Below are 17,165 nucleotides of genomic sequence, written 5' to 3' on the forward strand. Positions count from 1 at the left end.
GAGTTATCGTTTTAATGCGAAATGGGACTTAAATTCTTTGCGTACGTTATTTTCCTCATACTCAACGGTAAACCAGTAATCTGTAGATGGCAGACCTTGCAACGTGAAAGTCCCGTCCCAACCACTGCCGCTTGGGCTGATTTGCTTGAGTAATTTTCCGTAACGGTCAAAGATATAAATTTTTGCATTAGCTTGACCACTGAGCGCAAAAATATTCCAAGTATCGTTGTAACCGTCACCATTAGGCGTAAAGAATCTAGGATAGTCAATCAGGAATGCCTCGGCGGACATCTGCCCGCATTCATTCCGAACCGTAACCGTATGGTGCCCTGAAGGCAGGTTTTGGAATACATTGCTGCTTTGGAACGCACCATTGTCCAATTGGTATTCATAAACGCCCACCGGCGCAACATTTACCGTAATCATTTGGTTGTCCGCAAAATAATCCGAGGTAGAAACAACAACAGCCAGCGGCGGAGACGACATCGCCACATTGGCCTGTACAATCGCCGACACACATCCGGTCGTCACATTGGTCGCCCTTACGCCATAAACACCTGGTGCCATGGCCGTGTACGAACTGTTCACTTCACCCGCAATCGGATCAAAACTTGCCGCATTGACCTCAAACCATTCGAAGTCGTATTGGGCATCGCTCAATCCAGCATTCAAAGTATAAGGATTCAATACCGTATTGGTTTCTACATTGAAACACACATAACCATCAATCAAGGTCGGCTGAGGCAGCGGATTCACAACAATATTTACCGAACCTGGTGCACTCGGACAATCGGCAGTAGTCGAAATCACGACACTGTAAGTTCCTGACATCGACGCGGTCGCATTGTTGAGCGTTGGATTTTGGGCGGAAGATGTAAATCCGTTTGGCCCTGTCCAACTGTAACTTGCCCCGGCCACCGTTGGTGTACTGAGTGCGATGGCATCGCCTGCACAAACATTGCTTCCGCTGGCCACAGGTGTCGCCGGGAATGTCGGTGCCGGAATGATCACAAAAGCCGATGGCGTAGAAACGCAACCGGTTACTGTATTCCTAACAATAATATTGTAGGTTGCATTTGGAGCCAAACCTGCAAAACTGGTTCCCGTTTGGTAGTTCGTTCCATTGTTGATGCTGTATTGCAAATCGGCTCCGAGCGGCGCGCTGATATTGATGGCCCCGACGGGAACATTACACGTCGGTTGTGTAATCACAGCGGTTGGTGCCGACGGATTGGCCGGAATCGGATTGACGATGACCGCAGTTGGTGCCGAAACACATCCGGTTACCGTATTTCTGACAATCAGGTTATAAGTCGTCCCCGGTGCCAATCCCGCAAAAGTGGTTCCCAGTTGGTAATTCGTCCCGTTGTTGATGCTGTACACCAAATTGGCCCCGAGCGGCGCGGTAATGACGATCGTTCCGGTTGTGACGATACAGTTCGGCTGAACGGTCGTTGAAGCCGTCGGTGCCGACGGATTGGCCGGAAGCGGATTCACCGTTGCCGATGAAGCGGTAGAAACACAACCCGAAACATTGTCTTTTACAATCACATTGTAAGTGGTATTCGGTGCCAAACCGGCAAACGTAGTACCGGCCTGGAAATTGGTTCCGTTGTTGATGCTATAGACAAGATTTGCTCCGAGTGGCGCGGTCACCACTATGGTTCCAGTTGGCGTCGAACAAATCGGTTGGAAAGTCACGCTCATGGTAGGCGCAACAGGTACGTTCAACGCTGGGTTGATGACTACATTTCCTGGAGCCGAAACACATCCCGTCAACGTATTCTTGACAATCGGATTGTAAGTAACGCCCGCCGCAAGACCTGTAAAGGTAGCCCCCGGTTGGTAGTTGATGCCCCCATCGATACTATACACCAAATTGGCCCCAGTCGGTGCCGTGATGGTAAAACCTCCCGTATTCACCGCACAGGTCGGTTGTACCGCAGTAACCGTTGGCACAGCCGGATTGGCAGGGATAGGATCCACTACGCCCACACTGGTTGCAGAAACGCAGCCGGTGACTGCATCCCTAACCATTAGGTTGTAATTGGCATTGGGTGCCAAACCGGCAAATTCAGGAGCCGGTTGGTAATTGATGCCGCCATCGATACTGTATTCGAGGTTGGCCCCAAGTGGCGCGGTGATTCTAATGGTCGCTGTCGGTGTTGTACAAATAGGTTGTACAATATTCAAGGTAGGTGCTGCGGGGTTCGCAGGTATTGGGTTTACATTGACCACAGTGGCTGTAGACGTACAAGTATTGACGACATCCCTAACAATAAAGCTATAAGCCGCATTCGGTGTAAGACCGCTGAATGTAGTGCCTGCCTGGTAATTGATGCCGCCATCGATACTGTATTCGAGGTTGGCGCCAAGCGGTGCCGAAATTTCTATCGTTGCGGTTGGCGTAATGCAGTTCGGTTGGAAGGTCACCGCAGCGGTAGGCGCTGCCGGGATAACCAAAGCCGGATTCACTGCCGCAACGGTTGCCGTAGAAGTACAACCGGTCAGTGCATTTCTGACGACCACATTGTAGTTGGCTCCCGCGGCCACTCCCGCAAAAGAAGTGCCCGATTGGAAATTAATCCCGTTGTTGATGCTGTATTCCAAATTAACACCCAAAGGCGCACTGACTGAAATCGTTCCGGTATTCACCGAACAAGTCGGCTGCACCACCGCTACCGTCGGCGCATTTGGTATGGTATAGACCTCCACGGTAATCATGGCCCTTGGCCCTTCACATCCATTTACGGTTTGGCTGACATAATAAGTGGTGTTGCCAATTGAAGCGGTCGCAGGCACGGGTGCAGAAGCATTTCCTGTTCCACCTACAGCGGCGGCGTACCAAAGCAATCCAGATCCGGTCGCGGTCAATGCCGGAGCAACTGTCCCTTGGCAATACCCAAGCAGGTTGTTTACCGTTGGCGCTGTCGGCAAGGCAGTCACAGAAACCACCAAAGCAGCACGCGGACTTTCGCAACTGCTGACCGTTTGTGATACATAATAAGTCGTCGTTCCCGAAGCAGCCGTTCCTGGGATAGGTGCCGAAGCACTTCCCACACCGCCGGTTGCAGCAGTATACCACAACAAAGCAGTTCCAGCGGCCGTCAACGCAGAAGAAGGCGCATTCTGGCAATACACAACTGGAGACACCACTGGTGCCGGAGGCGTTGCTGTTACATTGACCGTAATGGCCGCCCTTGGGCCTTCGCAGCCTGTAGATTGGCTCACATAATAAGTAACCGATCCTGAAGTACCGGTAGCAGGAACCGGCGCCGTAGCACTTCCTGTTCCTCCCGTTGCAGCAGCATACCACAACAAGCCACTTCCGACCGCCGTCAATGCAGGCGCTACTTCATTTTGGCAATACGTCAATGGCGACACTACAGCCGGCGCACTCGGCACTGCCGTTACGTTGACAGTAATGGCCGCCCTCGGTCCTTCACATCCATTTACGGTTTGGCTGACATAATAAGTGGTACTGGTTACCGAAACGGTACTCACCGCAGGAGCGCTCGCATTTCCTACCCCACCCACGGCGGCGGCATACCACAATAAGTTGGATCCTGTCGCGGTCAAGGCCGCAGGCACGTCATTTTGACAATAGCCGATTGGACTGGTGACGCCTGGTGCCGATGGCAATGCAATGGTTTCAACAGGAATCGCAGCGCGACCACTTTCGCAACCGCTGACGGTTTGAGAAACATAATAATTGACAATTCCTGCAGTAGCAGTAGAAGGGGTCGGAGCCGTAGCACTTCCTATACCGCCTGTTGCAGCAGTATACCAAAGCAGACCTGTTCCGGTTGCCGTCAAGGCAGATGCCGTCGCATTTTGGCAATAAGGCGCTACCGCACTGAAAGTCGGCAATGGCGGGGTCGCGTTGACGGTCACCACAATCGCTTTTCTTGGGCCTTCGCAACCATTGGTTTGGCTTACATAATAAGTCACATTACCCGGCAATGAAGTATCAGGCGTCGGGGCCGTGGCACTTCCTGTCCCACCGGTTGCTGCAGCATACCACAACAATCCGGTTCCCGTTGCAGTCAAGGCCGATGCAGTTTGCCCTTGGCAATACACCACTGGCGAAGTTGCCGTTGGGGCTGCCGGAGCAGCGGTAATCGTTACAGGCACATTGGTCACGTCAAAATCAGGACAACTTCCCGAAGCGGGCAAATGATAATTGACCGTGTAATTTCCAGGAGAACTCAAGGCCAAATCGATCTCGCCTGTCACTGGATTGATGACCAGTCCGGCTGAACTGGTATTGTAGGTTCCGCCCGGTGTTACCGTTGTCGTTGGCGCCACAGGCAAAGCCGATGCATTCGCGCAGAATGGTCCCGCATAAGAAAACGTTCCCGAAGGTTCCGGCGATACATTGATTGTAAATGGTTTGACCAACACACAACCCGAACCAAATTGTTCTTCAATCCGGATCCAAATCGTAGTCGTTGGGCCGGTGATTGGATAATTGGCGAGGTTTCCGTTTGGTATGATGCCCGTAAGCACCCCGTTGAACGCATCGTCATAACTGGACGAATAATAGGTAACGATGTAATCCGCCGGATTCAAAGGCGTCATGATATAAGCGGTCTGGTTGATGTTCTGGTTGAACGGATAGACCGGATTCAAGGTACAGATGTTGATTGGTTGCGGCTGTTGGATTGGAATCTCCGGCCTGTATCGGATCTCGATTTGGTCCTTGGCCAGCAAACAGCCATAATCGGTATAGACTTCCAATTGGTAAACGCCCCCAGTTGTTGTGGTAAGGGACGGACCTGTCTCGGTAGAAATCACTGTAAAAGCAGTCGGGTCATACGGTTGCGAGGTATTGACCGACCAGACAAAAACTTCCGGTACGGCATCGGTATCGTCAATCCCTGACGCGATGGTAACGGTCTGCCCGAAACACACATCGAGGTTTTCAGACAAGTTCAAATTGTCCACGAGCTCGAGCGGCTTGATCCTAAAGTTTTTGAGGAACACAGCCGAATCCCAAGCATTATCACTCACGTTGGCAACTGCCAGTTTGATGTGGTAGGTTTCTCCGCAAATCAAGGCCGAAGTCGCGCGCAAAACGGTTGTAAATCCATCATACTGGATGTGTGGATTCAACGCCGGCGTAGTGCCTGTACCATTGTTTACATAAAAAGCACAGTTGTCGCATGGCCCTGCATTGGTTGTTCCGTTGTTGACATTGTTGATAGTAATCGGGATCGTGGTGGAGGGAATCAAGGCAATATTTTTGGCTCCTCCGGTAAAAGGCCCCGTAATTCCAGGGCCGCGCAAGAAAAATCCAAATGCATCGTTGAACGCCGAATTCGAATATTCGGGATATTCTTCGGAAGCAAACACGTAATCGAAATTCAATTCCAATCCCGTGGCCACGAAATCAAACTCGAGCACCGCGGCATTCCGGACTGCATTCCCCGCAGCGAGAATCGCCAAATCGGGATCGCCAGGCACCGGAAAAGCCGTCACAATCGAAAGGTTCCCGGAATTATTAGGCCCCAAGGCTACTTGCGCCTTACCGGTGGTGAGCAAAAGCCCTTCATTGAGTCCGAGGTTGGTTGGGTTAAAGTTGGTGGTAAAATGCGCCGCCTGGTCGCGGATGGCATTGGCACTGGCAGCCGTTCCGTTGAATGTAATGTTCGTCGGGTTGACACTCGCATCGACAAGTACATTCTGAACGAGTTGCGCCGGTGTTTCAACGGTATTGGTGACGATGAGTTGTGCGTGTGCCACGATACCGTAAAACATTAGCATACAGAAAGTAATGTTTTTCATTTTTTGGTGGGTTGTTGGTGGTTGGTTGTAGTTAAACGTTAAATAATCTTTAATCTCCAAATATAATGATTCAGCAAAAATAAGTTTGTTAAATTTGCAGAAAAATATCAAATTTCATGAAAATCAATATAAAAAATACGCAAAACCCCACCATTATTAAGTTTGAATTTCCCGATTTCATCACAAAAACTGAGAATTTCGAATTTAAGAATATCGACGAAGCGAAAAATTCCCCACTCGCCAAACAACTGTTTTATTTACCATTTGTTAAAACGGTCTACATCTCGGGCAATTTCATCGCGGTAGAACGCTACAGCATCGTCGAATGGGAAGATGTGCAGGACGATGTGGCCGAGCAGATCGAAAATTTCGTAAACGGCGGTGGCAAAATCCTCGAAATCGACGAGACCCAGCCCAAAAAACAACCGGTAACGGTCTACGGCGAAACCACGCCCAACCCTGCTACCCTTAAATTCGTCGTCAACAAACTCATCACCAAGACCGCAGTCGAGTTCAAGAACATCGACCAGACCAAAGCCTCACCGTTGGCCAAGGAGCTGTTCAACTTTCCTTACGTCAAGGAAATTTACATCGACGAGAATTACATTTCGGTCAGCAAATACGAGTCGTACAACTGGGACGAAATCACGCTCGAACTGCGCATGTTCCTCAAGAGCTACATCGAAAACGGCGGCCCAATCCTCGACGAAAGTCTGATCGAAGCGCCAAAGGCCGAAAAGCAAAAAATCGCCAATTTCGACCACCTCGACACGACTTCACAACAAATCATCAACATACTCGAAGAATACGTCAAGCCAGCCGTAGCAGCCGATGGCGGCAATATTTTGTTCGATTCGTACGACGAAAACGAAAAACGCGTCAAGGTCATTTTGCAGGGCGCCTGCAACGGTTGCCCATCATCGACATTCACTTTGAAAAGCGGTATCGAGAACATGCTCAAGGACATGCTGCGCGACAACGACATCAAGGTCGAGGCGCTCAACGCGTAAAAAATCAGTAACTTTAAGCGTCCGAAAGGGCGCTTTTTTATCAGGAGCTTTTTCCCGCTTTCCACTGTATCTTTTGCCTTGCTTGCGCCGGCAAAAGGATGCCGCTACACCCGAGCGTAGCGAACGGATCGAACACAAAATAATATTAACTTTGTGAGATAATCGGGGCTAGGCCCATACACTTCGATATTCGTCATTCGTTAATCGGTGTTCAGCGTTCGATTGCCAATCTTGAATGTCGAATGTAGATTAACGAATGTCGAACTCCGAATTGCAACCATGAACGAACTCTCCCAAGAAACCAGCCCTTACCTGCTCCAACACGCCCAAAATCCCGTGCATTGGAAAGCCTGGAACGAATCCGCGCTCGCCAAAGCCCAATCCGAAAACAAATTGATTATCGTTTCGATTGGCTATTCGGCCTGCCATTGGTGCCACGTGATGGAGCACAAAACCTTCGAAGACGACGAAGCCGCACAAACGATGAACACGCATTTCGTCCCAATCAAAATAGACCGCGAGGAACGTCCCGACATCGACGCCGTCTACATGAAAGCGATCCAAATCATGACCGGACACGGCGGCTGGCCACTCAACGTGGTGTGTTTGCCCGATGGACGCCCTGTTTGGGGCGGCACCTATTTCCGCAAAAACGAATGGATCAACATCCTCGAACAATTGGCCGAACTCTACCAAACCAATCCGCAAAAGATGGTCGAATACGCCCAGAAACTGCAGGCCGGGATCGAAAGCATTTCCATCATCCAGCCCAAAAATAACGAAGCGGCGCTTTCGCAGGATTTGCTCATCCCATTGGTTGAAAAATGGAAAAAAAGCTTCGATCCGGAATTCGGTGGCATGGCGCGTGCGCCCAAATTCATGATGCCCAACAACTATGAATTCCTCCTGCGCTATGGGTTCGAAAACAAAGATCCGGAACTGCTCGATTTTGTCGATTTGACCTTGACCAAAATGGCTTACGGTGGATTGTTCGATACCGTCGGCGGCGGGTTTTCACGCTATTCGGTCGACATGAAATGGCATGTGCCGCACTTTGAGAAAATGCTGTACGACAACGGCCAGCTCGTTTCGCTCTACGCCAACGCCTACAAACGCACACAAAATCCATTGTACCAAGAAATCGTAGAAAAAACACTCGGTTTCATCGCACGCGAATGGACCACTCCTGAAGGCGCTTTTTATGCCGCGCTCGATGCAGACAGCCTCAACGCCGAAAACCATCTCGAGGAAGGCGCTTTTTACGTTTGGACACAACCCGAATTGGAGCGGTTGATTGGCGCCGATCTCGGATTGTTTGCGCAAGTGTTCAACACGAACGATTTCGGGTTGTGGGAAAACGGGAATTATGTGCTGATCCAAAACGAATCTTTGGAAAACATCGCCAATCGGAACCAAATGTCACTTTCCGAACTCAAGGCCAAAAAGAAAAAATGGGAACAAATCCTGTTCGTCGAACGCGAAAAAAGAAGCAAACCGCGACTTGACGACAAATGCCTGACTTCGTGGAACGCCATCATGTGCAAAGGCTATGTCGATGCGTCCAAGGCTTTTGGAAAATCGGAATATCTCGAAACGGCGATTCGCAACGCGCAATTCATCTGCAACAAACAATGGCATCCCGATGGGCATCTGTGGCACAGTTACAAAAATGGCCAAAGCACGATCAATGGTTATCTCGAGGATTATGCCTGGGTAATTTCGGCTTTTGTCTCCTTGTATGAAGCAACTTTTGACGAAAACTGGCTGCACCGTTCCAAACAGGTCACCGATTATTGCTTCGAACATTTCTTCGATGGGCAAAGCGGTTTCTTCCATTTTACCTCACGCCTTGATGCCGCTTTGATTGCGCCGCATTATGAAACCGAGGACAATGTGATTCCGGCCTCGAATTCGGTCATGGCGACGAATTTATACCAGCTTTCGGTCTATTTCGACAACAGTTATTACGAATCGGTCGCGCGAAAAATGTTGCAGCACATCGTCCCCGACATCGATTATCCGTCGGCCTTTTCGAATTGGCTGCTGTTGTTTTTCAATGAATCGGCAAACAGCAGGCAGCTCGTCATCTGTGGAACGGACGCTAAAACATACGCGGCCAAAATCAACGAACAGTATTTGCCCAACATATTATTGGCGGGTTGCCAAAGCCCTTCATCGTTGCCACTGCTCAAAAACCGCTTTTCTGAAAACGAATTGCTTTTCTATGTGTGCCAGAACAAAACCTGTGCGCTTCCCTCGCGCGATTTCGCAGCAATTAACAAAGATTTAAAGCCTTAACAATAAAGCCTTTGCGATATTATTTGTAAGTTTGGTTTCTAACCAACTTTTTAAACCATGGGAATAGGATCATTTTTCAAGAATTTATTCGGCGGTGCCAAGGAAACTGCCGATAGCGCTTCGAGCCCAACCGATGCGGCCGCACAAAACAGCCAACAAGCCGCTTCATCCTGGCAGGATAAGGCCGAAGAAGTAGTGGGCAACGTCAAGGAAAAAGCAGCCGAATATGCCGACAAAGCCGAAGATTTCGTAGAAGAAAAATACGCACAGGCCAAGGAAGCCGCGGCGCCTTACATCGAAAAGGCCGAAGACCTTGCCGAAACGGCCAAGGAAAAAATCAGCAGTTTTTCGGAAGAAGCCGGCGACAAGATTGGCGATGCCATCGACACCGTAAAGGAAAAAGCATCGGAGTTTATGGACAAGGCCGAGGACAAGGCCGAAGAAGCTACCCGAGGCGAAGCCGAACTGAGCGAAGCTAAATCAGCCGTCCATAATTTCGTAGACGATGCCAACGCCGATGCCGAAGAAAAGGCAACAGAAACAGGCAACAGAATCGAAGAAGATGCCGATTAATTTTTAAAAAAATAGTATTTTTACAGCCTCCCAAATCGGGAGGTTTTTTATGCATGCTTATGAAATTACTGCTCAACGACATCACGTACCTCGAACAATACACCCAAAAATTCATCACCGTCCTGATCGATTATTCCCCAAGGCTGGTGGCGGCTTTGTTGCTGTTGATTATCGGGATCTGGGCGATTCGCCTCATCAACAATGTGTCGCGCAAAATCATGGTCAAGCGCGGAATCGAACCCACATTGATCGAATTTCTTTCGGATATTATTTTTTGGGGGTTGCGCATCATGTTGTTCATCGCGGTCATCTCAAAACTCGGGATCGAATCGTCCTCTTTCGTCGCGATTCTCGGAGCGGCCGGATTGGCGATCGGTTTGTCGTTGCAGGGTTCGCTCTCGAATTTTGCGGGCGGCATGCTGATCATTTTGTTCAAACCGTTCAAATTGGGCGATGCAATTGAAGCGCAAGGCGTTTCGGGCACGGTCATCGACATCCAGATTTTTGTCACGCAATTGCTGACGGTCAACAACCAGGTCATTTTTATCCCAAATGGCGCCTTGTCCAACGGTACGATCATCAATTTCTCGCAACAGGAAAACCGCAGGACCGATTTGACCATCGGGATTTCGTATGACAGCAACATCAAGCAGGTCAAGGACATCATTACCGGCATTCTCGACAAAAATCCGCACGTGCTTGAGCATCCGAAGGCTTCGGTTGTCGTCAAGGAACTGACCGATTCGGGCATCAAGATTGCCATCCGCGCCTGGACCAAAAATGAGCATTTCGCCGATGTGACTTCGGACATCCTCGAACAAAGCAAAACCGCTTTTGATGAGGCGGGCATTTCGATACAGCCATTTATGAAGGAATTCTCAAAATCCTGATTTTAATTTGTATTATTGCGACAACAAACATTCGCAAAATGAAAAAGCTACTCTTTACCAAAATCTTGATTCTGGTGACCTCAATCGCCTGCGCACAATCGCTGCAAAAGGAAGTGCAACATCCTGATATTGCCGGCAGATTGTTCCGCAATCCCAAAGCGGCCCAAGAAAAAATAGAAGGTTCGCCTTACACGACCAAAATGTTTGCACAGGCCGAAGTCGTCAAAATTAAGGTCAAGGCTTACATGCGCTACAATGCATTTGCGGATGAATTTGAATTCATTACGCCCAAAAACGACACGTTGATTTTGGATCGACTGGAAGATTTCGGCACCATTTCTTTTCCAGGTTTGAACAAGAAATACCAACTTTCACAATACGTCGACAACAAAGGCCGACTCCAATACGGCTATCTGCTGGAAGGCCATTCCAAAAACAATTACGGACTTTTCAAGAAAGAGAGCGTTATTTTTATCGATGCCAAAGTCGCAAAAAGCACGATGGAAACCAGCATGCCGGCCAAATACAACAAACAATCCGACAAGTATTTCCTCAAAAACAAGGAGGCCGGAATCGTAGCGTTTCCCGACAGCAAAAAAGCACTCATCAAATTGTTTCCGGATAAAAAAGAAGCGATAGAAACTTTCCTAAAAACCAACCCAATCGATTTCGATCTCGAGGCCGATTTGATCAAGGTCGTTGATTTTCTGGGCCAATAATTACTTTTTGGTGGTAATCATAAAATCCTTGAGGTAGTAAGGCTCAAAGTAAGCGACATCAACAGTGTCGCTTTTTTGGTACGCGGCATCGCTAAATTGTACCATCGCCGCCGCCGAAGGGTAAACAATGTGATCCAAGAAAACGAAGTTGGGTTTTGTAAGCACGGTTTTGCATTTCTGCTGGCAATCACCCACGAAATACACTTTTTCATTCCATTCCCCAAAAGAATCTTCGTCTACGATTTCGGCCTTGATCTCACGGATTTGCTCCAAATCGGCACTGAAAACCGCGCTGTACACTTCCATGCGCCTGGCATCGAGCATCGGAATGATGATCCCGTCATTGACTTTCGCCTGTGAAGCCAGGACTTTCATTGTATCGACCGCAATGAGCGGAATATTGAGTGCAAAACACAACCCTTTGGCCGCCGATACGCCAATGCGCAAACCGGTGTAAGATCCCGGTCCTTGGCTGACGGCTATGGCAGATAAATCTTTGTACTGAAGCTGCAACCCGGCCAGTGTTTCTTCTATAAAAACATGGAGCTTTTCGGCATGGGAATAGCCTTCTTCGGCCAGTTCACGACACAAAAGCACCTGCCCGTCTTGGGCAATGGCCACCGAACAATTCTTGGTAGCCGTTTCAATATTGAGGATGTAGGACATTATTTCTTGGATTCTTTCTCTTTTTCTGAGGCAACGTTGACTTTGTCACCTGAATTGAGGTCTTTGGTAACTGTAGTGTAAGGGCCGGTAATCACGACATCGCCTTTGCGGAGTCCGTCGGTGACTTCGATATTGGTATCGTCTTGGATGCCGGTTTTGATGATGCGGATCTTGGCCTTGCCCCCCGCTTTTACAAACACGCATTCCAATTTTTTGTCGCTTTTGGGCTTGACTTTATTTTCCTCTGAATTCGGATCATCGACCTCGAATTTCTTGACCGGCGTCGTGTCGTTTTTGACAACCACCGAACTGATCGGGATGCCCAGCACTTTTTCCTTTCGCTTGGTGATGATGTCGACCGTGGCAGTCATTCCGGGGCGAAACGGCGAATAGCTTTCGGGTTTCCCATCGGTCAATTCTTTGTAGGATTCTTTGAGTATCCTGACTTTTACCTTGAAATTGGTCACCTGGTCGGCGGTCAAGGTCGCGCTGGCCGAGTTGGAAATGCTCGTCACGATGCCCTTGAATTTCTTCTTCAGATAGGCATCGACTTCTACATTGGCCGAATCGCCCACGTTGATCTTGACGATGTCGTTTTCATTGACGTCGACCTCGACTTCCATATTGTTCAGGTTGGCCACCCGTAAAATTTCGGTTCCGGTCATTTGCTGTGTTCCGAGTACGCGCTCGCCGAGTTCGACGTTGAGCATCGAAATGGTTCCGTCGGCCGGGGCATAAATCGTGGTTCTTCCCAGGTTATCCTTGGCCTCATTGACCGTGGCCGAAGCGCTTTGTACATTGTAATAAGCCGATTGTTTGGACGCCTGTGCGCTTTCGAACACCGAAACGGCCTTGTCCCATTCCGAACGCGAAATGATGCCTTTCTCAAACAGCGTCTTGTTGCGGTCGTAATTGGCTTTGGCTTCCTTGAAACTCGCGTCGGCCTGGCTCAAACCGGCTTTGGTTCCAGACAATCCGGCCAAGGTGCGGTTGTAACCCGAAGTATACAAATCGGGATTGATCTTGACCAGCAGATCGCCTTTCTTGACCACTTGCCCTTCTTTGACGGGAAGCGAAATGATTTCACCCGATACTTCCGAAGAAATCTTGACTTCGATTTCCGGCTGGATTTTACCCGTTGCCGATACGGTTTCCACAATCGTTATTTCGTCGACTTGGGCAATTTCCACTTCCACACCTTTGTCCTTGTTCCCGATGACACCGGTTTTGTTCAAGGTGATCAGCGCCACGATTAAAATGACGGCGCATCCAAGCAGTACATAAGTCGACTTTTTTGACATATTATGGTTTTTTGGTAATCGGGATGCCGAAATAGAATTCGACGATTTTGGTTCGGAAAATATAATCGTATTTCGTACGCAACACTTCCGATTGCGCATTCGAATACAGCGTTTGTGCCTGGTTGAAATCAAAGGCGTTCATCATGCCCACATCGTATCTTTCCTTGGCATAGTTGAATGCATTTTCACGCGCCTCGAGCGCCACAACAGCCGATTCGTAGGATTTATAGGCACCGCTGGCGTCGGTAAAGGCCGTGTATACGTTTCTTTCGAGATCGAGCTGGCTCTGCGAAAGCGCGACTTTGCTTTTCTCAAGCGCCACTTTAGACCGTTGAACATTGTTGCGTGCGCTGAATCCGTTCAAAATCGGAACGTCGAGTTGGAAACCGAAATTGTGTCCCTTGTTGTCACTGAATTGGGTAAAAACCGGATCGGCCTTACCCAGGATCGGACGGTAATTCTCTGTCGTCACGGCCAATGTATTGCCGTCCACCACGACCGATCCGATTTGCTGGGTCGGGTTGAGCGGATCGAGCACCGAACCCACCACTTGGTCAGAATAACCCGCGCGCGTGCTGAAACTGTAAAACCCGCGCAAAGTCGGTTGGAAAGCGCCGCGTGCAATCTTCACATCTTTCTCTGCAATTTCTACATTGGTTTTGGCGAGCTTGACTTCTACCCTTTCCTCAAGTGCTTTTTTGTAAATCGCGTCGGGGGTCTGGAACATCACTTCGCTTTGCTTGGCATCGTATTTTTCGTCGGCTACGTCGAAATTCTGGAAATCGTCGAGCTGGAGCAACTGCGCCAAACTCAACTTCGAAATCAGGAACGCGTTTTCGGCGGCGATGACTTTTTGCTTGCTGTCGGCTACCGTCGCCTTGATGTCGAGCAAATCGCCGCGCGGTACCGAACCGGCATTGACGAGTTCATTCGTGCGTTCGAATTGTTTTTCGTTGTTGGCCAGCAATTCTTTCTGCACCTTGATGTTTTCCTTGTTGAACAAAATTTGCAGGAACGCATTGGCGACATTGAGTGAAATATCGTCCTTCATTTTGGTCAATTGGTATTGGGCCGAAATGATTGCGAGATTGGCCCTGCGGAAACGGTTCTGCAATTGCAAACCATTGTAGATATTGACCCCTGCGCTGAGTCCGGCCGAGGTAAACTGCGTCGTTTCATTCTCGAGCAAACCCGTCGTGATGTTGGTGTTCAAACCGATATTCCACGAATGCGAAGCCGTTCCGTTAATCGATGGAAGGAAACTGCCGCGTGCCGACTTTTTGTCGATTTCGGCCAATTGGCTGTCGAGGTCGGTCAGTTTGATCGAAATGTTATTCTCGAGTGCATAGGCCACGCATTCTTCGATGGTCCATTTTTTGGTTTGTGCCTGCGCCCAACTTCCTAAAAAAAGCAAAAGAAAAAACAAACATTGATTAATTCTGTTCATGATGATTGATTGAAAACGCAGGTTGACTGCGCAAATTTAACGATTTTCTAAAAACTAAACGGGAATATTATGGCTTTTGCGCTTCGTCGGGTTTTTGGCTGCCTTGGTTCCAGACTTTGATCTTGTCCGAAGCCTTCACGCCATTTTTGACCTGCACATAAATACCGTCGCTGACGCCCAATTCGATGTCTTTTCGTTCAAACTTCTGGTCGCCGGTCTGGATTTCCACAAATGGTTTTTGCGTCTTGGAGTCGAATTGCACGAGCGCTTCCTTGATGGCCAGTACGTTTTCTGCCTTGTCCAGGATGATCGACGCATTGGCGCTGAGTCCGGCGCGGATGAACGTATCGTCGCGGTTGGTCAACTTGGCCTTGATCTCGAATTGGATCGCGCCGTTTTCGGTCTTGCCTTTCGGGGCGATGTCGGTCAGGATGGCGTCGAATTTTTTGTTTTCGATGGCACCGACGGTAATTTCTATCGGCAGGTTGACCTTGATTTTCCCGACTTCCGATTCATCGACTTTGCCGACGAAAATCATGCGGCCCACATCGGCTACACTGGCAATGGTCGTTCCTTCGTTGAAATTGTTGCTCTCGATGACCTGGTTCCCGACCTTGACCGGAACGTCGAGCACCATGCCGTTGACCGTCGAGCGGATAATCGTATTGGCGTAATTGCCGAGGCCGGAAGCGGTTCCCGTCTTGATAATATCGAGTCCTTGTCTGGCGGCGTTGTAATTCTGTTTGGCTTGGCTGTAGGCAACCTCGGCGGCTTGGAATTCGTTGGCTGAAATCACGCCTTTGTCGAACAACGATTTTTGGCGGTTGTACAATTTCTGTTGGTTGTCGAGTTCGATCTTGGCGGTTTGCACTTGGTTTTGCGAACTGCTCAAATTCGACACATTGGCCACGACCTTGATCTTGGCGATCATGTCACCGGCCTTGATCGATTCGCCGGCCTTGATGTAAACAGCCTCGATGATGCCCGAAATGTTGGGTTTGATGAGTACCTCCTCATCCGGGACAATGTTACCCGTTGCGATCGTGTTCTTGACAATCGTTTTGGTCTCGGGCTTCTCGGCTTCATAAACCACCGGCGCTTCCTGGTTTTTGGCGTACAGGTAGTAGAGCGCGCCCGCAAAAACAATGGCGATAAAAACTAAAATGGTTAGGGTTACTCCTTTTTTCATGGTACTATTGGTTGATGATTATTCTGTTCTTAGGGCATCGACGGGTTTGACGTTGATGGCGGTCTGCGCCGGAATGAATCCCGCAAGCAATCCCGAAACGATCAGGATCAACAAAGCGATGAAAACGACGGTCATGTCGACGCTCGGGCTCGCAAACATCATCCCTTCGCTCGGCATCGAATCGAGGATCATGTTGGCAATGGCCAAAATTCCGGTGGCCGCTGCGATGCCGAGCATGCCGGCAATGATGGTCAGGAAAATCGACTCGGTCAGGATTTGCCCGCGGATGGCCGATGGCGTGGCACCGAGTGCGCGTCGGATGCCGATTTCCTTGGTACGTTCCTTGACGACAATGAGCATGATGTTCGAAATCCCGATGATGCCCGAAAGCAACACCAAAGTTCCGACAAAATAAGCGATAAAACGCAGGATCATGAACAAGCCCTGGATTTTGCTGAATTCCTCATACAAATCGAAATTACCGATGGCGCGGTCGTCGTCGGGATGGATCGAATGCCGTGACCGCATGAAATCCATGATGCCTTTCTTGAGTTCGGTGATCGAGGCGCCGTCTTTGGCCGTGAGCGCCATCCAACCGACCGTATCGCCATAATTGAACGCCTGTTGAAACGTCGTAAACGGCATGAAAATGTTTTTCTGCGCCGCCTCTGCGCCACCATTGTTATTGTTGCGCGAATGGTAGACGCCGACAATCATAAAATTGACGCCGTTGATTTTAATATAGGTTCCGATCGGTTCCTCGCCTTTTTCATACAGTTCGCTGATGACGCCTTCGCCGATGACGGCTACTTTTCTTTTGTTCAGGATGTCCTGCTGGTTGACGAATCGGCCTTTGGTAATCGACATCGATTCCTGTTTGATCAGTTCGGGATAGTCGCCATAAACCGTATAAGCACCCGTTTTATCGTTGCGGATCACGTTGTTCGTGCCTTGATAGCCACCCAATTGGTTTCTCGGCGACACATACAGCAAATCGGGAAAATTGGCCTTGAGCGCTGGCACATCGGCATTCTTGAAATTGTAATTGCGCACCTGCGGCAAACCTTTATACGCTTTGGAAGTCGTTTGTGTCCACATGAACATGGTGTTGGTCGCCATGCCATCGAAGCCTTTCTTGACGCCGTTTTCGAGACCGTTTCCGGCGGCGAGTAAAATCACCAAAATGAAGATACCCCAAAACACGCCGAATGCGGTGAGCACCGTACGAAATACGTTGGCGCTGAGCGCCTCGAGGATTTCATTCCATTTGTCGCGGTCAAACATA

The 17,165-nt window shown here is 49.3% G+C and carries 11 protein-coding genes; 5 read left to right on the forward strand and 6 right to left on the reverse strand.

Annotation, left to right across the window (positions count from 1 at the left end):
- Positions 1-3: 3 nt before the first annotated feature.
- Entirely contained in the window at positions 4-5,787 is a 5,784-nt protein-coding gene (locus tag QM717_RS02085; RefSeq protein WP_415034346.1) for a choice-of-anchor L domain-containing protein, read from the reverse strand.
- A gap of 116 nt (positions 5,788-5,903) precedes the next feature.
- On the opposite strand from QM717_RS02085, the gene QM717_RS02090 reads away from it, so the two are divergent.
- The 5 genes from QM717_RS02090 to QM717_RS02110 all read left to right on the forward strand — a co-directional run bounded on the left by QM717_RS02090 (position 5,904) and on the right by QM717_RS02110 (position 11,277).
- Positions 5,904-6,797, forward strand: coding sequence for a NifU family protein (locus QM717_RS02090; protein ID WP_415034348.1), 894 nt, complete (start codon positions 5,904-5,906; stop codon positions 6,795-6,797).
- Between the two features lie 279 nt (positions 6,798-7,076).
- Positions 7,077-9,095 carry a thioredoxin domain-containing protein gene (locus QM717_RS02095; protein ID WP_415034350.1) on the forward strand — a complete coding sequence of 673 codons (2,019 nt, stop codon included), beginning with the start codon at positions 7,077-7,079 and terminating at the stop codon, positions 9,093-9,095.
- Positions 9,096-9,152: 57 nt separating this feature from the next.
- Entirely contained in the window at positions 9,153-9,668 is a 516-nt protein-coding gene (locus tag QM717_RS02100; protein ID WP_415034352.1) for a YtxH domain-containing protein, read from the forward strand.
- A 59-nt stretch (positions 9,669-9,727) separates the two neighbouring features.
- The gene (locus tag QM717_RS02105; RefSeq protein WP_415034353.1) at positions 9,728-10,558 is read left to right on the forward strand and encodes a mechanosensitive ion channel family protein; all 831 of its coding nucleotides are present in this window, start codon (positions 9,728-9,730) and stop codon (positions 10,556-10,558) included.
- A gap of 38 nt (positions 10,559-10,596) precedes the next feature.
- Positions 10,597-11,277, forward strand: a complete 681-nt coding sequence (locus QM717_RS02110; RefSeq protein ID WP_415034355.1) for a hypothetical protein — start codon at positions 10,597-10,599, stop codon at positions 11,275-11,277.
- Here the strand turns inward: QM717_RS02110 and tsaB are convergent, their stop codons facing one another.
- The 5 genes from tsaB to QM717_RS02135 form a co-directional block, all read right to left on the reverse strand.
- Entirely contained in the window at positions 11,278-11,943 is a 666-nt protein-coding gene (tsaB, locus tag QM717_RS02115; protein ID WP_415034357.1) for a tRNA (adenosine(37)-N6)-threonylcarbamoyltransferase complex dimerization subunit type 1 TsaB, read from the reverse strand.
- A complete protein-coding gene (locus QM717_RS02120; RefSeq protein ID WP_415034359.1) occupies positions 11,943-13,244 on the reverse strand; it encodes an efflux RND transporter periplasmic adaptor subunit in 1,302 nt (433 codons plus the stop codon). Before QM717_RS02120 ends, tsaB begins: the two co-directional genes overlap by 1 nt.
- A gap of 1 nt (position 13,245) precedes the next feature.
- Positions 13,246-14,691 carry a TolC family protein gene (locus tag QM717_RS02125; RefSeq protein WP_415034361.1) on the reverse strand — a complete coding sequence of 482 codons (1,446 nt, stop codon included), beginning with the start codon at positions 14,689-14,691 and terminating at the stop codon, positions 13,246-13,248.
- A gap of 67 nt (positions 14,692-14,758) precedes the next feature.
- The gene (locus tag QM717_RS02130; protein WP_415034363.1) at positions 14,759-15,880 is read right to left on the reverse strand and encodes an efflux RND transporter periplasmic adaptor subunit; all 1,122 of its coding nucleotides are present in this window, start codon (positions 15,878-15,880) and stop codon (positions 14,759-14,761) included.
- Between the two features lie 18 nt (positions 15,881-15,898).
- Positions 15,899-17,164, reverse strand: a complete 1,266-nt coding sequence (locus QM717_RS02135) for an ABC transporter permease (RefSeq protein WP_415034365.1) — start codon at positions 17,162-17,164, stop codon at positions 15,899-15,901.
- Between the last annotated feature and the right edge of the window lies 1 nt (position 17,165).

It is taken from the genome of Flavobacterium sp., from assembly GCF_047602195.1.
Taxonomy (GTDB): domain Bacteria; phylum Bacteroidota; class Bacteroidia; order Flavobacteriales; family Flavobacteriaceae; genus Flavobacterium.

What these genes read in the sequence shown, in the direction of transcription:
- QM717_RS02105 (WP_415034353.1), top strand. Translation starts at nt 9,728, where the DNA reads ATGAAATTACTGCTCAACGACATCACGTACCTCGAACAATACACCCAA.
- tsaB (WP_415034357.1), bottom strand. Translation starts at nt 11,943, where the DNA reads ATGTCCTACATCCTCAATATTGAAACGGCTACCAAGAATTGTTCGGTG.
- QM717_RS02130 (WP_415034363.1), bottom strand. Translation starts at nt 15,880, where the DNA reads ATGAAAAAAGGAGTAACCCTAACCATTTTAGTTTTTATCGCCATTGTT.
- QM717_RS02095 (WP_415034350.1), top strand. Translation starts at nt 7,077, where the DNA reads ATGAACGAACTCTCCCAAGAAACCAGCCCTTACCTGCTCCAACACGCC.
- QM717_RS02110 (WP_415034355.1), top strand. Translation starts at nt 10,597, where the DNA reads ATGAAAAAGCTACTCTTTACCAAAATCTTGATTCTGGTGACCTCAATC.
- QM717_RS02125 (WP_415034361.1), bottom strand. Translation starts at nt 14,691, where the DNA reads ATGAACAGAATTAATCAATGTTTGTTTTTTCTTTTGCTTTTTTTAGGA.
- QM717_RS02120 (WP_415034359.1), bottom strand. Translation starts at nt 13,244, where the DNA reads ATGTCAAAAAAGTCGACTTATGTACTGCTTGGATGCGCCGTCATTTTA.
- QM717_RS02090 (WP_415034348.1), top strand. Translation starts at nt 5,904, where the DNA reads ATGAAAATCAATATAAAAAATACGCAAAACCCCACCATTATTAAGTTT.
- QM717_RS02100 (WP_415034352.1), top strand. Translation starts at nt 9,153, where the DNA reads ATGGGAATAGGATCATTTTTCAAGAATTTATTCGGCGGTGCCAAGGAA.
- QM717_RS02085 (WP_415034346.1), bottom strand. Translation starts at nt 5,787, where the DNA reads ATGAAAAACATTACTTTCTGTATGCTAATGTTTTACGGTATCGTGGCA.
- QM717_RS02135 (WP_415034365.1), bottom strand. Translation starts at nt 17,164, where the DNA reads ATGTTTGACCGCGACAAATGGAATGAAATCCTCGAGGCGCTCAGCGCC.